General features: G+C 68.5%; 12 protein-coding genes. 4 read left to right on the top strand and 8 right to left on the bottom strand.

The genetic code is table 11. The annotated features are described in order from the left end of the window. The first annotated feature begins 10 nt into the window (after positions 1-10). Complete coding sequence (locus ACFPAH_RS12120; protein WP_379745286.1) at positions 11-2,356, top strand: DNA internalization-related competence protein ComEC/Rec2; 2,346 nt, start codon at positions 11-13, stop codon at positions 2,354-2,356. Positions 2,357-2,370: 14 nt separating this feature from the next. Here the strand turns inward: ACFPAH_RS12120 and ACFPAH_RS12125 are convergent, their stop codons facing one another. Together ACFPAH_RS12125 and ACFPAH_RS12130 are read right to left on the bottom strand one after the other, a co-directional pair. Further along, a complete protein-coding gene (locus ACFPAH_RS12125) occupies positions 2,371-3,831 on the bottom strand; it encodes a sensor histidine kinase (RefSeq protein WP_379745289.1) in 1,461 nt (486 codons plus the stop codon). 47 nt (positions 3,832-3,878) lie between these two features. After that, positions 3,879-4,571 (bottom strand): response regulator, encoded by a 693-nt coding sequence (locus tag ACFPAH_RS12130; protein WP_379745292.1) that lies wholly within the window; start codon positions 4,569-4,571, stop codon positions 3,879-3,881. Positions 4,572-4,729: 158 nt separating this feature from the next. On the opposite strand from ACFPAH_RS12130, the gene ACFPAH_RS12135 reads away from it, so the two are divergent. The 3 genes from ACFPAH_RS12135 (at position 4,730) to ACFPAH_RS12145 (ending at position 6,943) form a co-directional block, all read left to right on the top strand. After that, a complete protein-coding gene (locus tag ACFPAH_RS12135; protein WP_379745295.1) occupies positions 4,730-5,560 on the top strand; it encodes an alpha/beta fold hydrolase in 831 nt (276 codons plus the stop codon). A 93-nt stretch (positions 5,561-5,653) separates the two neighbouring features. After that, on the top strand, positions 5,654-6,220 hold the full coding sequence (dcd, locus tag ACFPAH_RS12140; RefSeq protein ID WP_379745298.1) for a dCTP deaminase: 567 nt from the start codon (positions 5,654-5,656) through the stop codon (positions 6,218-6,220). A 54-nt stretch (positions 6,221-6,274) separates the two neighbouring features. Continuing rightward, positions 6,275-6,943 (top strand): cation transporter, encoded by a 669-nt coding sequence (locus ACFPAH_RS12145; protein ID WP_379745301.1) that lies wholly within the window; start codon positions 6,275-6,277, stop codon positions 6,941-6,943. A 207-nt stretch (positions 6,944-7,150) separates the two neighbouring features. Here the strand turns inward: ACFPAH_RS12145 and ACFPAH_RS12150 are convergent, their stop codons facing one another. The 6 genes from ACFPAH_RS12150 to ACFPAH_RS12175 form a co-directional block, all read right to left on the bottom strand. Beyond that, entirely contained in the window at positions 7,151-9,406 is a 2,256-nt protein-coding gene (locus tag ACFPAH_RS12150) for an Orn/Lys/Arg decarboxylase N-terminal domain-containing protein (protein WP_379745304.1), read from the bottom strand. A gap of 367 nt (positions 9,407-9,773) precedes the next feature. After that, complete coding sequence (locus ACFPAH_RS12155) at positions 9,774-10,259, bottom strand: dihydrofolate reductase (protein ID WP_379745307.1); 486 nt, start codon at positions 10,257-10,259, stop codon at positions 9,774-9,776. A 119-nt stretch (positions 10,260-10,378) separates the two neighbouring features. Next, complete coding sequence (locus tag ACFPAH_RS12160) at positions 10,379-11,044, bottom strand: MOSC domain-containing protein (RefSeq protein ID WP_379745310.1); 666 nt, start codon at positions 11,042-11,044, stop codon at positions 10,379-10,381. A 19-nt stretch (positions 11,045-11,063) separates the two neighbouring features. Further along, positions 11,064-11,858: a thymidylate synthase gene (locus ACFPAH_RS12165; protein WP_379745313.1), complete on the bottom strand. Its 795-nt coding sequence runs from the start codon at positions 11,856-11,858 to the stop codon at positions 11,064-11,066. Positions 11,859-11,891: 33 nt separating this feature from the next. After that, positions 11,892-12,980 carry a threonine aldolase family protein gene (locus ACFPAH_RS12170; protein ID WP_379745316.1) on the bottom strand — a complete coding sequence of 363 codons (1,089 nt, stop codon included), beginning with the start codon at positions 12,978-12,980 and terminating at the stop codon, positions 11,892-11,894. A gap of 239 nt (positions 12,981-13,219) precedes the next feature. Beyond that, on the bottom strand, positions 13,220-15,232 hold the full coding sequence (locus ACFPAH_RS12175; RefSeq protein ID WP_379745319.1) for a Cache 3/Cache 2 fusion domain-containing protein: 2,013 nt from the start codon (positions 15,230-15,232) through the stop codon (positions 13,220-13,222). Positions 15,233-15,327 lie beyond the last annotated feature (95 nt).

The raw sequence follows: 15,327 nt of genomic DNA on the forward strand, positions 1-15,327 counted from the left end.
CCAGCGCACGATGCGCTCCGCCATCCTCGGCTTCGTCGCCGGCGCATCGCTGCTGCAAACCAGCGCGACCTTGCCCGATGCCTGGCGCCTGCTCGCCTGCGCGCTGGCCGCCTTCGTCCTGCTGCTGGTCTCGCGCAAGCCCCCATCCGCCGCGCTGGCCGGCGCCTTGCTCGGCTTCTGCTGGGCCGCCTGTCTTGCCCACGCCGCGCTCTCGACGCAGCTCGACAAGGCCGACGAGGGGCGCGACATCGACCTGGTCGGCAGGGTCGACAACCTGCCGCACGACTTCGGCCAGGGTGTGCGTTTCCACCTGCAAGTCGAGACCGTGCTGACGCGGGAGGTCAAGGTCCCGCCCAAGCTGGCACTGTCCTGGTACCGCGGCGACGGCCAGGGCCGGTCGCTGCGGCCCGGGGAACGCTGGCGCCTGACGGTGCGCCTGCAGCGCCCGCACGGGAACGCCAACCCGCACGGTTTCGATTACGAAGCCTGGCTGCTGGGGCAGGGCGTGCGCGCCACCGGCTATGTGCGCGTGGCCAAGGGCAACCGCAGGCTCGACGACTTCGTGCCCAGCGCCGGGCACGCCGTCGAACGCGGGCGCTACCTGCTGCGCGAACGGATAGCGCGCGCGCTCGAGGGCGAGCCGTATGCCGGTGTCGTCACTGCGCTGGTGATCGGCGACCAGCGCGGCATCGCCCAGGCCGACTGGGACGTGTTCAACCGCACCGGCGTGAGCCACCTGGTGGCGATCTCGGGACTGCACATCACGATGATCGCGGGGCTGTGCGCCTTTGCCGCCGCCAGCCTGTGGCGCCGTTCCTGCTTCACGGCGGGTGCCTGGCCGCTGCTGCTGCCGGCGCAGAAGGTGGCCGCGCTGGCCGGCGCCGGCGGCGCGCTGCTGTACGTGCTGCTCGCCGGCTTTGGGGTGCCGGCCCAGCGCACGCTCTACATGCTGGCCGTGGTCGCCCTGGCCCTGTGGATGGGGCGGCTGACCAGCGTGTCGCACATCCTGTGCCTGGCGCTCGGGCTGGTGGTCCTGCTCGACCCCTGGGCCGTGCTGTGGCCCGGGTTCTGGCTGTCGTTCGGCGCGGTGGCCGTGATCCTGTATGCCGGGCTGGGGAGGCTGGGCGGCGAGCAGCCCGGCTGGCGCGGCGCGCTCTGGCTGGCGGCGCGCACGCAGTATGCGGTCACGCTCGGCCTGGTTCCGCTGACGCTGCTGCTGTTTTCGCAGGTGTCGCTGGTGGGGCCGCTCGCGAATGCGCTGGCGATTCCCGTGGTGAGCTTCGTCGTGACGCCGCTGGCGCTGCTGGGCAGCCTGTTGCCTGCGCCGCTTGCGCAGCCGGTGCTGTGGGCAGCCCACTTCGCGGTCGAAGTGCTGGCCGGCGTGCTGGGCTGGCTGGCCGCGCTGCCGCTCGCCGTCCACAGCGCAGCGGCGCCGCCGCCCTGGCTGTTCGTGCTGGCGCTGGCCGGCACGGCCTGGATGCTGGCGCCGCGCGGCTGGCCGCACCGCTGGGCGGGCGCCGCCGCCTGGCTGCCCCTGTTCACGCTGCTGCCGACCCATCCGGAGCCGGGACGCTTCATCGTCACCGCCTTCGACGTCGGCCAGGGCATGGCGCTGCTGGTCGAGACCGAGCGCCACCGGCTGCTCTACGATACCGGTCCGCAGTACGCGCCTGGACAGGACGGCGGCACGCGCGTGATCCTGCCCTACCTGCGGGCGCGCGGCATCGGCCGGCTCGACGGGCTGGTGGTGACCCATAGCGACAGCGACCACGTGGGCGGCGCGGTGAACCTGCTCCAGGCAGTGCGGGTCGACTGGGTCGCGAGTTCGCTGGGGCCCGGCCACCCGGTGGTGCGGGTGGCGCGGCGGCACCGGCGCTGCGAAGCCGGCCAGCGCTGGGAGTGGGACGGCGTGCTGTTCGAGATGGTGCAGCCGGACGGCGCCAGTTACGAAGACCCGGACCTGAAACCCAACGCGCGCAGCTGCGTGCTGCGGGTGTCGAACCGGGGCCGCGCGATCCTGCTGGCGGCCGACATCGAGGCGGCACAGGAAGCGCAACTGCTGCGCGCGGCGCCCGAGTCGCTGCGGGCCGACGTGTTGCTGGCGCCGCACCACGGCAGCGGCACCTCGTCGACGCCGGCCTTCCTCTCCGCCGTGCAGCCGTCGATCGGCGTGTTCCAGGTCGGTCATCGGAATCGCTATCGCCACCCGAAGCGGGAGGTGTGGGAGCGCTACGGCGCGCTCGGCATCCGCCGCCTGCGCACCGACGAGTCGGGCGCGTTGACGTTCGAATTCGGGGCCGACATCGCGGTACGTGCGTGGCGCAGCGAACGCCCCCGCTACTGGCACGAAAATTAAGCGAGGCCCGCGCGTCAGGAAGCCAGCGGCAGGGTAATCGCCACCTGCAAGCCTCCGCCGTCGCGGTTGCAGGCCGTGATCGTGCCGCCGTGGGCGCGGATCACGCGCTCGGCGATCGCCAGGCCCAGGCCGTGGCCATCGACAATGTTGGTCGCCGGGTTAGAGCGGAAGAAGGGCTGGAAGATCGACGGCAGGTCTTCCTCGAGGATGCCCGGGCCGCGGTCGGCCACGTCGATGCAGACCGCGCGCGCCTCGCTGCGCAGCTTGACCTCGACAGGCTTGCCGGCGCCGCCGTGTTTGACGGCGTTGCGCACCACGTTCTCGATCGCACGCCAAAGCAGGTCCGGCGCGCCGCGCACCTGGGCCGGCACCGCGCCCGTGACCTCGACCGCGACGGCCGCGCCTTCGCTGCCGGCCTCGAAGCGCGCGTCCTGGGCGATGCCCTCGATAAGTTCCTGCATGTCGACCAGTTCGTCCTTCGGCAGGTCGGGGTTGGCTTCCAGTCGGGACAGGGTCAGCAGTTCGCCGACCAGCTTGTCCATGCGCTCGCTCTCGCGTTCGATGCGCGCCAGCGAGGCGGCGATCTTGTCGGGCTGCTGGTGCGCCAGGCCGATCGCGGCCTGCAGGCGCGCCAGCGGCGAGCGCAGTTCGTGCGAGACGTCGTGCAGCAGGCGGCGCTGGCCGTCCATCAGGGCGCGCAGCCGGCCGCTCATGCGGTCGAAGTCGCGCCCGAGGTCCTTCAGTTCGTCGCCGCCGGTCGCCCGGCCGCCGAAACGCGGCGCCAGGTCGCCGGCGGCGGCGGCCTCGAAGGCCTTGCGCAGCGCCCGGATGGGGCGCGAAAAATACCAGGCCAGCAGGAAGGCGAACAGCAGGCTGACCAGCACGCTGGCCACCACGAAGACCGGCTTGCCGAAGTCGGCGCCGGGACCGAAGGGGCCGCGCGGCCCGCGTCCGCCGCCGAAGGCCGGGCCGGCCTTTGCGCCGCGCGCATCTGGCGTCGCGTCCGCGGAGGCGGCGGCGAGCGCGCCTTCGCTGCCGGCCGCCGACAGCGGCGCCGCCGCGCCGGCGCTGCGCCAGCGCGAGGGCACGAAGGCAAGCCAGCGGCGGCCGTCCGGTGTGCCGAGGATGCGTACCGGCTCGTAGGGGTGCTGGGCCTGCAGTTCGCGCTGGGCCTGGGCGAACATGGCCGGCGAAACGGCGCGCCCGAGCAGCTCGCGGCCGTCGGCGTCGACCACGTAGACGCTATGGCGGCGCATGTGCCCGATCAGTTCGCGCAGGGCCGGCAGGCCGCCGTATTTCAGGGAGACGGCCGCCGAGTCGATCAGGAAGACGGCCGGCAGCCCGGTCTCGATGGCTTGCGCGGCAGCCGGCAGGCGCGCCTGCTCGCGCAGCCAGAACACGCTGCCGATGGCGGCGGCAGCCGCCAGCTGCGCCAGCAGGATCGACAGGAAAAACTTCCAGAACAGCCGTCCCATGAGGGGCGCCGGCGCACGCGCTGCGGGTGCTGCGGGATACGCCATCGCTAGTCGCGGATCAGCTGGTAGCCGAGCCGGTAGACCGTTTGCAGGGGAGAGCGGCCATCCTCGAGCAGGCCGAGCTTGTGGCGCAGGCTGCTCAGGTGGACGTCGATGTTGCGGTCGAAGCGGGCCAGCGGCCGGCCCAGCCCCTGTTCCGACAGCTCGGCCTTGCTGACCGGCCGGCCGGCGTGGCGCGCCAGCACCTCCAGCAGGTTGAATTCGGTGCTGGTCAGCTCCAGGGCGGCGCCGTCCCAGGTGGCGCGGCGCTGCTCGGGCAGGACCGTCAGTTTGCCGACCGCATGCACGATGGCGCCGCCGCTGCCGCCGGGCGCGGTGTCGTGGGTGCGGCGCAGGATGGCGCGCACGCGCGCGGTCAGTTCGCGCGGGGTGCAGGGCTTGGTGACGTAGTCGTCGGCGCCGAGTTCCAGGCCGAGGATGCGGTCCGCGTCGTCGCCGCGGCCGGTCAGCATCAGGATCGGGATCCGGCTCTGCTCGCGGATGCGGCGCAGCGTGTCGATGCCGTTTTGCGCGGGCATCATGACGTCGAGGACGGCGATGGCATAGCGCCCGCTGAGCGCTTCGCGGGCCCCGGCGACGCCGTCGTGGGCGCAGGCGACGGCAAAGCCTTCCTGCTCGAGGTATTCGGACAACATTCCGACGAGTTCCTTGTCGTCGTCGATCAGCAGTACGTGGTTCATGCCACGATCATAACAAAGGGCTTGCGTGCCACGCCACCGGGCACCGGGCTTTTACCCAGCTTTACACCGGAGCCCGCTGTAGGCGTTTTCCTCTAAAGCGGGCGCGCTTTGGACGTGGTCACATTACAATCCTAGTCCGTCTTTCGAATGCGCCCTCCATGACCAAGCCCCTGCTGCACTTTTGCCACGGTAACAGTTTCCCCTCCGGGACCTATCGCCAACTGCTCGACGGCTTGCGCACCCATTACGAGGTGCAGGCCACCGACATGGTCGGGCACGATTCGCGCTATCCCGTCGGCGACGGCTGGGACGGCCTGGTGGACGAGCTGATCGCCCAGCTCGAGGGCCATGGCAGGCCGGCGATCCTGGTCGGCCATTCGCTGGGCGGCATGCTCAGCACGATGGCCGCCGCGCGCCGCCCGGAGCTGGCCCATTGCGTGGTGATGCTCGACTCGCCGGTGGTGGCGGGCTGGCGCGCGGTGGCCTGGCGGCTCGTCAAAATGCTGGGCAAGGGCTCGCGCTTTTCGCCGGCGCGTTTTTCCGAGCGGCGCCGCAACGTGTGGCCGGACCGCGCGGCCGCCTACCAGCATTTCATCTCGAAAGATATTTTCGCCGCATGGGCGCCGGGCGTGCTCGACGACTACCTCGAGGTCGGCCTGGCCCCCCATCCGGACGGCGTGCAGCTGCGCTTCGACCGCGACGTCGAAACCCGGATCTACAATTCGCTGCCGCACCACCTGGGCGAAATCATCCGGCGCGAATTCCCGGTGCCGGTCGGCTTTATCGGCGCTACCCGTTCGGAAGAATTGCGCCAGGCCGGCATGGCCTCGACCCGCAAGCTGGTGCGCGAGCATTTCGTGATGACCGAGGGCAGCCACCTGTTTCCGATGGAGTACCCGGCGCGCGCCGCCCAACTGACGCACGAGATGATCCAGCGGATGCTGGTGCAGCGTCCCTTGCCGCGCAGGCGCCAGGGCCAGGCCGCCTGAAGGCCGTGCAAGGACCCCGCATCGACTTCGCTGCCAGGCGGCGCTTTTCGCGTAAAATTGCGAGATTGCCAGCTATACAGGAAAGAATCAGCGATGAGCATCAAGAGCGATAAATGGATCCGCCGCATGGCGCAGGAAACCGGCATGATCGAGCCGTTCGAGCCGGGCCAGGTGCGCGAGCAGGAAGGACGCCGTATCATCTCCTACGGCACGTCCTCGTACGGATACGACATCCGCTGCGCCGACGAATTCAAGGTCTTCACCAACATCAACAGCACCATCGTCGACCCCAAGAACTTCGACGAGAAATCCTTCGTCGACATCAAGAGCGACGTCTGCATCATCCCGCCGAATTCCTTCGCGCTGGCGCGCACCATGGAATACTTCCGCATCCCGCGCAACGTGCTGACGATCTGCCTCGGCAAATCGACCTATGCGCGCTGCGGGATCATCGTCAACGTGACGCCGTTCGAGCCCGAGTGGGAAGGCTATGTGACGCTGGAGTTCTCGAACACGACTCCGCTGCCGGCGAAGATCTACGCCGGCGAAGGCTGCGCCCAGGTGCTGTTCTTCGAGAGCGACGAAGTGTGCGAGACCTCGTACAAGGACCGCGGCGGCAAGTACCAGGGCCAGCACGGCGTCACGCTGCCGAAAACCTGATACGGTTTTTCGGGGTAGACTTCATAATTCGAATCATGTTTGCCGGAGGCTGATGTGGCAGATTGCTGCAGCGGCGGCTGCTCTTCAAGCAAGCCGCCGGTCGATCCGCGTTACCGCAGGGTGCTGTGGATCGCGCTCGTCGTCAACGCCCTGATGTTCGGCGTCGAACTGGTCGGCGGCTGGGCAGCCGGCTCGGTCTCGCTGCTGGCCGACGCGGTCGACTTCTTCGGCGATGCGGCCAACTACGGCATCTCCCTGTTCGTGCTCGGCCTGGCGCCGATCTGGCGCTCGCGCACCGCGCTGGTCAAAGGCGCGACGATGGGCGCCTACGGCGTCTTCGTGATCGGCACCGCGCTCTGGCACCTGGCGTCGGGCATCGTGCCGAAGGCCGAAACCATGGGCGTGATCGGCGTCGCCGCGCTGCTTGCCAACGGCCTGGTCGCGGTGCTGCTGTTTGCCTTCCGTAACGGCGACGCCAACATGCGCTCGGTCTGGCTGTGCACGCGCAACGACATGATCGGCAACGTGGCCGTGCTGCTTGCCGCGCTCGGCGTGTGGCAGGCCGGCAGCGGCTTGCCCGACCTGTTCGTGGCCGGCGTCATGGGCGTGCTCGGCTTGACGGCGGCGCGCAGCGTGATCACCCAGGCGCGCGCCGAGATGAATGCCGCCGAGGCGCCGGTGCCGGCACAGCCCGCGCCGATCGTGGAGCTGAAACGCAGGTAGGGTGGACGGCTCCACCGATCCTTGCGAATCGACGCGCCAGGTGCGCCGTCCACGCGTTCAAACCGTGCCGGAAACGCGGCGCTGTGGCCGGGGCGTGCACAGCTTGAACGCGTGGACGGGAGACCCGTCCACCCTACGAAAGCCGGAACACAGCACCAAAAAAAAGAGGAGCCAGCGGCTCCTCTTTTCACATCCGGACCAGATGCATCAGTCCTGCTTCACGCAATCGACGAAGTAGTCGCGCTTGCCGTTCACCTCGCGCTTGACCAGGCCGTGCACGTCGGTCTCGAAGCCCGGGAAGCGCTCGTTGAAGTCGCGTGCGAAGCGCAGGTAGTCGACGATGGTGCGGTTGAAGCGCTCGCCCGGGATCAGGAGCGGGATGCCCGGCGGGTAAGGCGTCAGCAGGATGGCCGTGGTGCGGCCTTCCAGGTCCTCGATCGCCACGCGCTCGATGTCGCGGCGCGCCATCTTGGCGAAGGCGTCGGACGGCTTCATCGCCGGCACCATGTCCGACAGGTACATCTCGGTCGTCAGGCGCGCCACGTCGTACTGCTTGTAGAAGCTGTGGATCGAGCTGCACAGGTCGCGCAGGCCGCTGTTCTCGTAGCGCGGGTTGGCGGCGGCGAACTGCGGCATCACCTGCCACATCTGCTTGTTGCGGTCGTAGTCGTCCTTGAACTGCTGGAGCGCGGTGACCAGGGTGTTCCAGCGGCCCTTGGTGATGCCGATCGTGAACATGATGAAGAACGAGTACAGCCCGCACTTCTCGATGATGACGCCGTGCTCGGCCAGGTACTTGGTGACGATCGAGGCCGGGATGCCGGTCTCGCCAAACTTGCCGTCCAGGGACAGGCCCGGCGTGACGACGGTCGACTTGATCGGGTCGAGCATGTTGAAGCCCGGCGCCAGCTTGCCGAAGCCGTGCCAGTCGTCCTCGGCGTGGATCATCCAGTCTTCCTGGGTGCCGATGCCTTCTTCCGAGGTGACGTCCGGGCCCCAGACCTTGAACCACCAGTCCTCGCCGAACTCCTGGTCGACCTTCTTCATGGCGCGGCGGAAGTCGAGCGCTTCCAGGATCGATTCCTCGACCAGCGCGGTGCCGCCCGGCGCTTCCATCATGGCCGCGGCGACGTCGCAGGAAGCGATGATCGAGTACTGGGGCGAGGTCGAGGTGTGCATCAGGAAGGCTTCGTTGAAGGCGTCCTGGTCGAGCTTGACCGATTCCGATTCGCGCACCAGCACCTGCGAGGCCTGCGACAGGCCGGCCAGCAGCTTGTGGGTCGACTGGGTCGAGAAGATCATCGACTGCTTCGCGCGCGGACGGTCGCGGCCGATCGCGTGCATGTTCTTGTAGAAGTCGTGGAAGGTCGCGTGCGGCAGCCAGGCTTCGTCGAAGTGCAGGGTCTCGATCTTCCCGTCCAACATCTCGCGCAGGGTCTCGACGTTGTAGACCACGCCGTCGTAGGTCGACTGGGTGATGGTGAGAATGCGCGGCTTCTTGTCCTTGGCTTCGCGGGCGAAGGGGTTGGCCTCGATCTTGCGGGCGATCGATTCGGGCGTGAACTCTTCCAGCGGGATCGGGCCGATGATGCCGAGGTTGTTCCGGGTCGGCATCAGGAACACGGGAATCGCGCCGCACATGATGATCGAGTGCAGGATCGACTTGTGGCAGTTGCGGTCGACCACGACGATGTCGCCCGGCGCGACCGTGCTGTGCCAGACCATCTTGTTGGAGGTCGAGGTGCCGTTGGTGACGAAATAGCAGTGGTCGGCGCCGTAGATGCGGGCGGCGTTGCGTTCGGACTTGGCGACCGGGCCGGTGTGGTCGAGCAGCTGGCCCAGTTCCTCGACCGCGTTGCAGACGTCGGCGCGCAGCATGTTCTCGCCGAAGAACTGGTGGAACATCTGGCCGATCGGGCTCTTCAGGAAGGCGACGCCGCCCGAGTGGCCGGGGCAGTGCCAGGAATAGGAGCCGTCGTAGGCGTAGTTCACCAGCGCGCGGAAGAAGGGCGGCGCGAGCGAGTCGAGGTAGGCCTTGGCTTCGCGGATGATGTGGCGCGCGACGAATTCCGGCGTGTCCTCGAACATGTGGATGAAGCCGTGCAGCTCCTTCAGGATCTCGTTCGGGATGTGGCGGCTGGTGCGCGTCTCGCCGTAGATGTAGATCGGGATGTTCGAGTTCTTGTGGCGGATCTCCTGCACGAAGGAGCGCAGGCTGGTCAGGGCCTGGTCGGTTTCCTCGACCGAACCGCCGCCGAATTCCTCATCGTCGATCGACAGTACGAAGGCCGACGCGCGCGACTGCTGCTGCGCGAACTGCGACATGTCGCCGTAGCTGGTCAGGCCGAGCACTTCCATGCCTTCCTTTTCCATCGCGGCGGCCAGGGCGCGGATGCCCAGGCCCGAGGTGTTCTCGGACCGGAAGTCCTCGTCAATAATGATGATGGGGAAACGAAATTTCATTGACAGCTCCAATGCGAAGCGCCGTGATGCAGACCCCCGCCGACTATCGGCAGGGCCCGCCCTCACGGCACCGTAAAATAAGAAGCGGATTTTCGCAGAAATTCCGCTGTCCGGTGAACATTTTTTACTAGGGTAACGGGATGCGCTCCAGCATGGCGCACTCCAGCGCGTCAGGACCGCCCAGGGCACGGTCCCGTAGGGTGGACGGCTCCACCCTGAAACGCGCGCGGCCCGCTGCCCGAACGCCGCCCACGCGTTCAACCGCCGTGTGACACCTCACGACCGATCACCGGCCGCCTGGACGCGTGGGCGGCACATGCGGCGCGTGCATGCCCATTGCCGGGTGCAGCCGCCCACCCTACGGTATTCATTTCTTGCGCTGGTAGGTCACATACGCAAAATCGAAGCCGTTCGCCTCCGACCGGTGCTGCTCGCGCGCGGTCTCGACCCACACGGCCGGGTCGATCGGCGGGAAGAAGGTATCGCAGGCGAAGCTGTGCGCGATTTCGGTGACGATCAGGCGCTCGGCCAGGGGCAGGGCGCTGTCGAAAATCTGGGCGCCGCCGATGATGCTCGCTTCCTCCCCGCCCAGCAGCGCGATGGCGGCCTCCAGCGAGGTCACGGCCTCGACGCCTTCGTGGCGCCAGTCGGGATTGCGGGTGACGACGATGTTGCGCCGGCCCGGCAGCGGACGGCCGATCGAATCGAAGGTCTTGCGGCCCATGACGATCGGGCGCCCGAGGGTGACGCGCTTGAAGTGCGCCAGGTCTTCCGGCAGGTGCCAGGGCAGGCGGTTGTCGACCCCGATGCCGCGCTGGGCGTCGATGGCCACGACCATGGTGAGGCGCGTCATCGGACGCCCCGCGAACGGCTGGAGGAAGTCGAGGTAGGGAGGCGCATGCTGGTCGTCCTTGTGCAGTAAAGTCGGCAGATGGTGTCGCCTGGGGGCGGCCCTGTCAAGTCTGCCCCGATCTAGCGGGCGTCGAACAGGCCGTCGCCGGCCCAGCGCGGCTGCGGCGCCTTCGATTGCGCCGACACCGCGTGCGCCGCCAGTTCCGGGCCGAACTTGCCGAGCAGGCGGGGGAAGGTGCGGCAATAGCTGGACTGGATGCCGGCAAGGCGCGCCAGCTGGCGGTATTCGACCAACATCCCGTCGGGCACCGCCTCGAGCACCCGCCGCACGCGTTCGCGCCAGTCCTCGTGCCAGGACGGCGCCAGGATGCCCAGGTCGCGCACCGCGTCCCCTGCCCGGATCGGGCCACCGGCCAGCACGCGCGCCAGCATCCCGCGCCGGGCGCCGATGCGCGCCGCCAGCCGCGGCTGGGCCAGGTCGAGCCGGCCGCAGGCTTCGCACTGGAACATCAAGCGCAGTCTTGCCTCGGCGCCGACCGCCAGCACGCTGCCCGAGGAAAGGCCTGCGGTATCGAGGTCGAGCAGCAGGTTTTCGCGCAAGGCGAGCGGCGCAAGCGCGAGGTCGCGGTAGACGTCGCGGCCGGCCAGCAGCAGCTGGCGCGGCGACAGCGGATCGGCATGGCAGTCGCCGAGAATGCCGCGGCCGGCCACCAGCTGCAGGCAGCCGGCCGCGGCCAGCTTCCTGTCGGCGCCGCGTGCGGCCAGCGCCACCACCGTCCCCAGCATGCGCTTCAGGCCCGGCGCATTACACCGCCACCGGCGCCTTGATGGCCGGATGCGACTGGTAATCGACGAAGGCGAAGTCCTCGAAGCGGTAGTCGAACAGCGAATCGGGCTTGCGCTGGATGACGAGTTTCGGGAGCGGCAGCGGGTCGCGCGAGAGCTGGAGCGCGGCCTGTTCCAGGTGGTTCGAGTACAGGTGGCAGTCGCCCCCGGTCCAGACGAAGTCGCCCACTTCCAGTCCGGCCTGCTGCGCCATCATGTGGGTCAGCAGCGCATACGAGGCGATGTTGAAGGGCACGCCGAGGAAGATGTCGGCGCTGCGCTGGTAGAGCTGGCAGGACAGCTTGCCGTCGGCGACGTAGAACTGGAACAGCGCGTGGCAGGGCGGCAGCTTCATCTGCGGGATGTCGGCCACGTTCCAGGCCGAGACGATCATGCGGCGCGAGTCCGGGTTGTTCCTGATCTGGTCCAGCACCTGGCTGATCTGGTCGATGTGTTGGCCAGCCGGTGCTGGCCAATTCCGCCATTGGTAGCCGTAGATGGGGCCGAGGTCGCCGTTGGCGTCCGCCCATTCGTCCCAGATGCTGACGCCGTTTTCCTTCAGGTAGCCGATGTTGGTCGAACCCTGGAGGAACCAGATGAGTTCATGGATGATCGACTTGAGGTGGACCTTCTTGGTGGTCACCAGCGGAAAACCGTCCTGCAGATCGAAACGCATCTGGTGGCCGAACACGGACAGGGTGCCGGTACCGGTGCGGTCGGTTTTGAGCGCGCCGTGCTCTTTCACATGGCGCATGAAGTCGAGATATTGGCGCATCGCTAGCCTTCAAAAGAAACCCGCCATTGTAGCTTATCCAGCTGCCAATGCCCCTGCGAAGATCGCCAGCGCTTCGAGCAGGCGCGCGTCCGGCATGTGGAGCAGGTTGTCGCCCACGTACAGTTCGACATAGCTGGTGTCGGGCAGCGCCCCGTGCGAGACGCGGTTGAACATCCAGATGCCGCGGCGCTCGGCCAGCTCGGTGCGGATCGCCGCTGCCCGCTCGCGGCTTACCGGCAGGTGCAGGTGCAGCATGTTGGCGGCGGGCGTAGATGGGTTGACGCGAATCTGCGGATGGGCGCGCAGGGCCGCGGCCAGGAATTCGGTGCGCCTGAAATAGTCCGGCATGGCGGCCAGGCGCGCGTCGAACTGCATGGCGGCCGCAACCACGTAGGGCGTGCGGTGGATGACGTTGCCGCCCTGGCGCCGGAACCACTCGGCGGCGCGCTCCACGAAGCCGCCGCTGCCGGCGAGCATGGCGCCGCCCAGGCCGCCGATGCCCTTGTACAGCGAGACGTAGACGGAATCGAAGCCGGCGGCGATCTCGGCGGCGCTGCGGCCATAGCCGGCCGCCGCTTCCCACAGCCGGGCCCCGTCCATGTGCAGGTGCGCGCCGCGCGCCCTGGCGTGGCGCTTGATCGCTTCCAGCTCGTCCCAGGAGGGCACCTGGCCGCCAATTTCGCGCATCGGGATCTCGATGCCGATCGCACCCAGCCGGTCGGGCACCGCTTCCAGGTCGGCCAGCGTCCACGGGCGGTGGCGGTCGCCAACCTGGAGCGCGTCGAAATGGCCGAGCAGCTGGTAGTTCGAGCGTTCGTGCACGAAGATGTGGGAGGTCGGGTGCAGCGCCGCGGGGAGGCCGCCGCGGTCGGCGCAGGCCAGGCGCAGCGCCGTGACCTGGGCCATCGTGCCGCTGATGCAGAACACGGCCGCCTCCATGCCCAGCCGGGCGGCGACCTTGGCCTCGAACGCTTCGATGAGCTCACCGTTGCCGTAGACGTCGTGCAGGGCGCCGTGCTGCTCGCACCAGGCGGCCATCGCGGCGAAGGTCTCGGCGGGCGTGCGGGCACGGTGGCCCGGGAAGACGGTGTGGCAGCGGCGGATCAGTTCGGCGTCGGTCAAGGTCGGCTCCTTGGGGTGGGGCTGTCACTCTACACCGAAGCGCACGCGGGCGGTAGGGTGGGCGGCTCCACCCGGGTGCGCGAATTCAAGCGGCCTGTCCGCCGCCCACGCGTTCAATCAGAGCATGCAAGCGCGCGGGCACTCGGGAGCCGCTTGAACGCGTGGGCGGCGCAAATGCCGCGCAAGTTTCAGCACCCGGGTGGAGCCGGCCACCCTACGACTGGACCGCGCCGCGGGGGCTATTCCGCCAGCGCAAGGCGCGCCGCCGGAGCGGCCAACGCCGCCTCGTCCAGCCGGAACAGCCGCACCGCGCGCGCCAGCTCGGCGGCCTGGTCCTGCATCGCCTGGGCGGCGGCGCTGGCTTCCTCGACCAGGGCGGCGTTGTGCTGGGTGGCCTCGTCCATTTCGCCGATCGCCCGGTTGACGTGTTCGATGCCGCTGCTTTGCTCGGCGCTGGCGGCGCTGATGTCGGCCATGATGCTGGTGACGCGGCCGACGCTGGCCAGCACCTCGTTCATCGTCACGCCGGCCTGCGAGACCAGCTTGCTGCCGGCCTCGACTTCCGTGCTGGACGCGGCGATCAGGGTCTTGATCTCCTTGGCTGCCGCCGCGCTGCGCTGGGCCAGGTTGCGCACCTCGCTGGCGACGACCGCGAAGCCCCGCCCCTGTTCGCCGGCGCGCGCCGCCTCCACCGCGGCGTTGAGCGCCAGGATGTTAGTCTGGAAGGCGATGCCGTCGATGACGCCGGTGATGTCGGCGATCCTGCGCGAGGACTGCTGGATCGATTCCATGGTGTCGACCACCTGCGCCACCATGTTGCCGCCTTCCTGCGCGATGCCGGAAGCGTTGACGGCCAGCGTGTTGGCCTGGCGCGCATGGTCGGCGTTCTGGCGCACGGTATCGGTCAGTTCGCCCATCGAGGAAGCGGTGCTGGCCAGGTGGCCGGCCTGGCGCTCGGTGCGGGCGCACAGGTCGAGGTTGCCGGAGGAGATCTCGTTGGAGGCGGTGGCGATCTGCTCGGCGCCGGTGCGGACCTTGCCCACGACCGCGGACAGGTTGCGGCTGATGCCGTTCATGGCGTCGGCCAGCAGGCCGAGTTCGTCGTTGTGGCGGCGCTCGACGCGCACCGTCAGGTCGCCGTCGGCCATGCGCACCGCGGCGTCGCGGGCGGCGGCCAGCGGACGGGTGATCGAGCGGCGCACGAAGGCGTACAGGCCGGCGGCAAACACCAGCAGCGCGGCCAGGCCGAGCACGAAGCAGCGGTTGCGCAGCGCGCGGGCCTCGGCCGTGAGCTCGTCGCGGTAGGTGGCGCCGACCACGACCCAGTTCCAGTCCTTGACCGGGGCAAAGGCCGCGACCTGCTCGCGCGGCGTTGCCTGGTCCCCCTCTTGCCGCGCGTAGCGCAGCAAGCCGGTCTTCTGTTCCAGCATCTCCTTGACGAAGGCGCGGCCGTCGGCCGCGCGCTGCTCGAGCAGGTTCTCGCCTTCGCGCTGCGGGTGCACCAGCACGTTGCCGTAGTGCTTGCCCGGCGCCGAATCGAGCACATAGAAATAGCCGGTCTCGCCGACCTTGAGCGTGCGGATGCGTTCCTTGAGCGCGGCCATGTCGGCGCTGATATCGATCCCGACGTAGAGGGCGCCCACGACGCGGCCGGCGCCGTCGCGCACCGGTTCGTACTGGGTGATGTATTGCTTGCCGAACAGCGTGACCAGGCCGACGAACACACGCCCGGCGCGCAGGGCGGCATAGGCCGGGCTGGCACGGTCGAGCTGGGTGCCGACGGCGCGCTCGCCGTTCTCTTTCTTGACCGAGGTGCTGATGCGCACGAAGTCCTCGCCGACCGCCGCGAAGATGGTGGCATTGCCGCCCGTTGCGGCGCTGAAGCGGTCCGGCGCGCTGAAGTCGAGGTTGAGCGCCTGGCCCGCGTGCTTGAGCGTGGGCACCGGCTTGCCGCCGATGTCGACCGTGCTCGCTTCGTCGAGTTCGAAGGCGCCGCCGAATGCGGCCCGGAAGATGCGTCCGAAGCCGACGGCCTCGTTCGACACCGTCTTGTTGAAGAGCTCGATCGTGCTGACGACACCGGCCAGCTCTTTGTCCATGGCCTGGGTCGAGCGTTGTTCCAGCAGGCTGGCCGTGTTCGCGCTGATCGTGAGGATCAGCGCCGCAAGGATGGCGCCGACGAGGGTGAAGGTGAAGGCACTGACCTTGGTGCCGACACTCCAGTTGGCAGGGTGATATTTACTGTTCGACATGACGCGCAAGATGGGGAAAACGGAGATCCATCCTACGCGCGAATTGCCCTAAATCAACAAAAAAATGCCAGTGTGATACCGCTTTTGTGTCAACC

It is taken from the genome of Massilia sp. GCM10023247 (genome assembly GCF_042653325.1).
Classification (GTDB): domain Bacteria; phylum Pseudomonadota; class Gammaproteobacteria; order Burkholderiales; family Burkholderiaceae_D; genus Telluria.

What these genes read in the sequence shown, in the direction of transcription:
- ACFPAH_RS12120 (WP_379745286.1), top strand. Translation starts at nt 11, where the DNA reads ATGCGCTCCGCCATCCTCGGCTTCGTCGCCGGCGCATCGCTGCTGCAA.
- ACFPAH_RS12125 (WP_379745289.1), bottom strand. Translation starts at nt 3,831, where the DNA reads ATGGGACGGCTGTTCTGGAAGTTTTTCCTGTCGATCCTGCTGGCGCAG.
- ACFPAH_RS12130 (WP_379745292.1), bottom strand. Translation starts at nt 4,571, where the DNA reads ATGAACCACGTACTGCTGATCGACGACGACAAGGAACTCGTCGGAATG.
- ACFPAH_RS12135 (WP_379745295.1), top strand. Translation starts at nt 4,730, where the DNA reads ATGACCAAGCCCCTGCTGCACTTTTGCCACGGTAACAGTTTCCCCTCC.
- dcd (WP_379745298.1), top strand. Translation starts at nt 5,654, where the DNA reads ATGAGCATCAAGAGCGATAAATGGATCCGCCGCATGGCGCAGGAAACC.
- ACFPAH_RS12150 (WP_379745304.1), bottom strand. Translation starts at nt 9,406, where the DNA reads ATGAAATTTCGTTTCCCCATCATCATTATTGACGAGGACTTCCGGTCC.
- ACFPAH_RS12155 (WP_379745307.1), bottom strand. Translation starts at nt 10,259, where the DNA reads ATGACGCGCCTCACCATGGTCGTGGCCATCGACGCCCAGCGCGGCATC.
- ACFPAH_RS12160 (WP_379745310.1), bottom strand. Translation starts at nt 11,044, where the DNA reads ATGCTGGGGACGGTGGTGGCGCTGGCCGCACGCGGCGCCGACAGGAAG.
- ACFPAH_RS12165 (WP_379745313.1), bottom strand. Translation starts at nt 11,858, where the DNA reads ATGCGCCAATATCTCGACTTCATGCGCCATGTGAAAGAGCACGGCGCG.
- ACFPAH_RS12175 (WP_379745319.1), bottom strand. Translation starts at nt 15,232, where the DNA reads ATGTCGAACAGTAAATATCACCCTGCCAACTGGAGTGTCGGCACCAAG.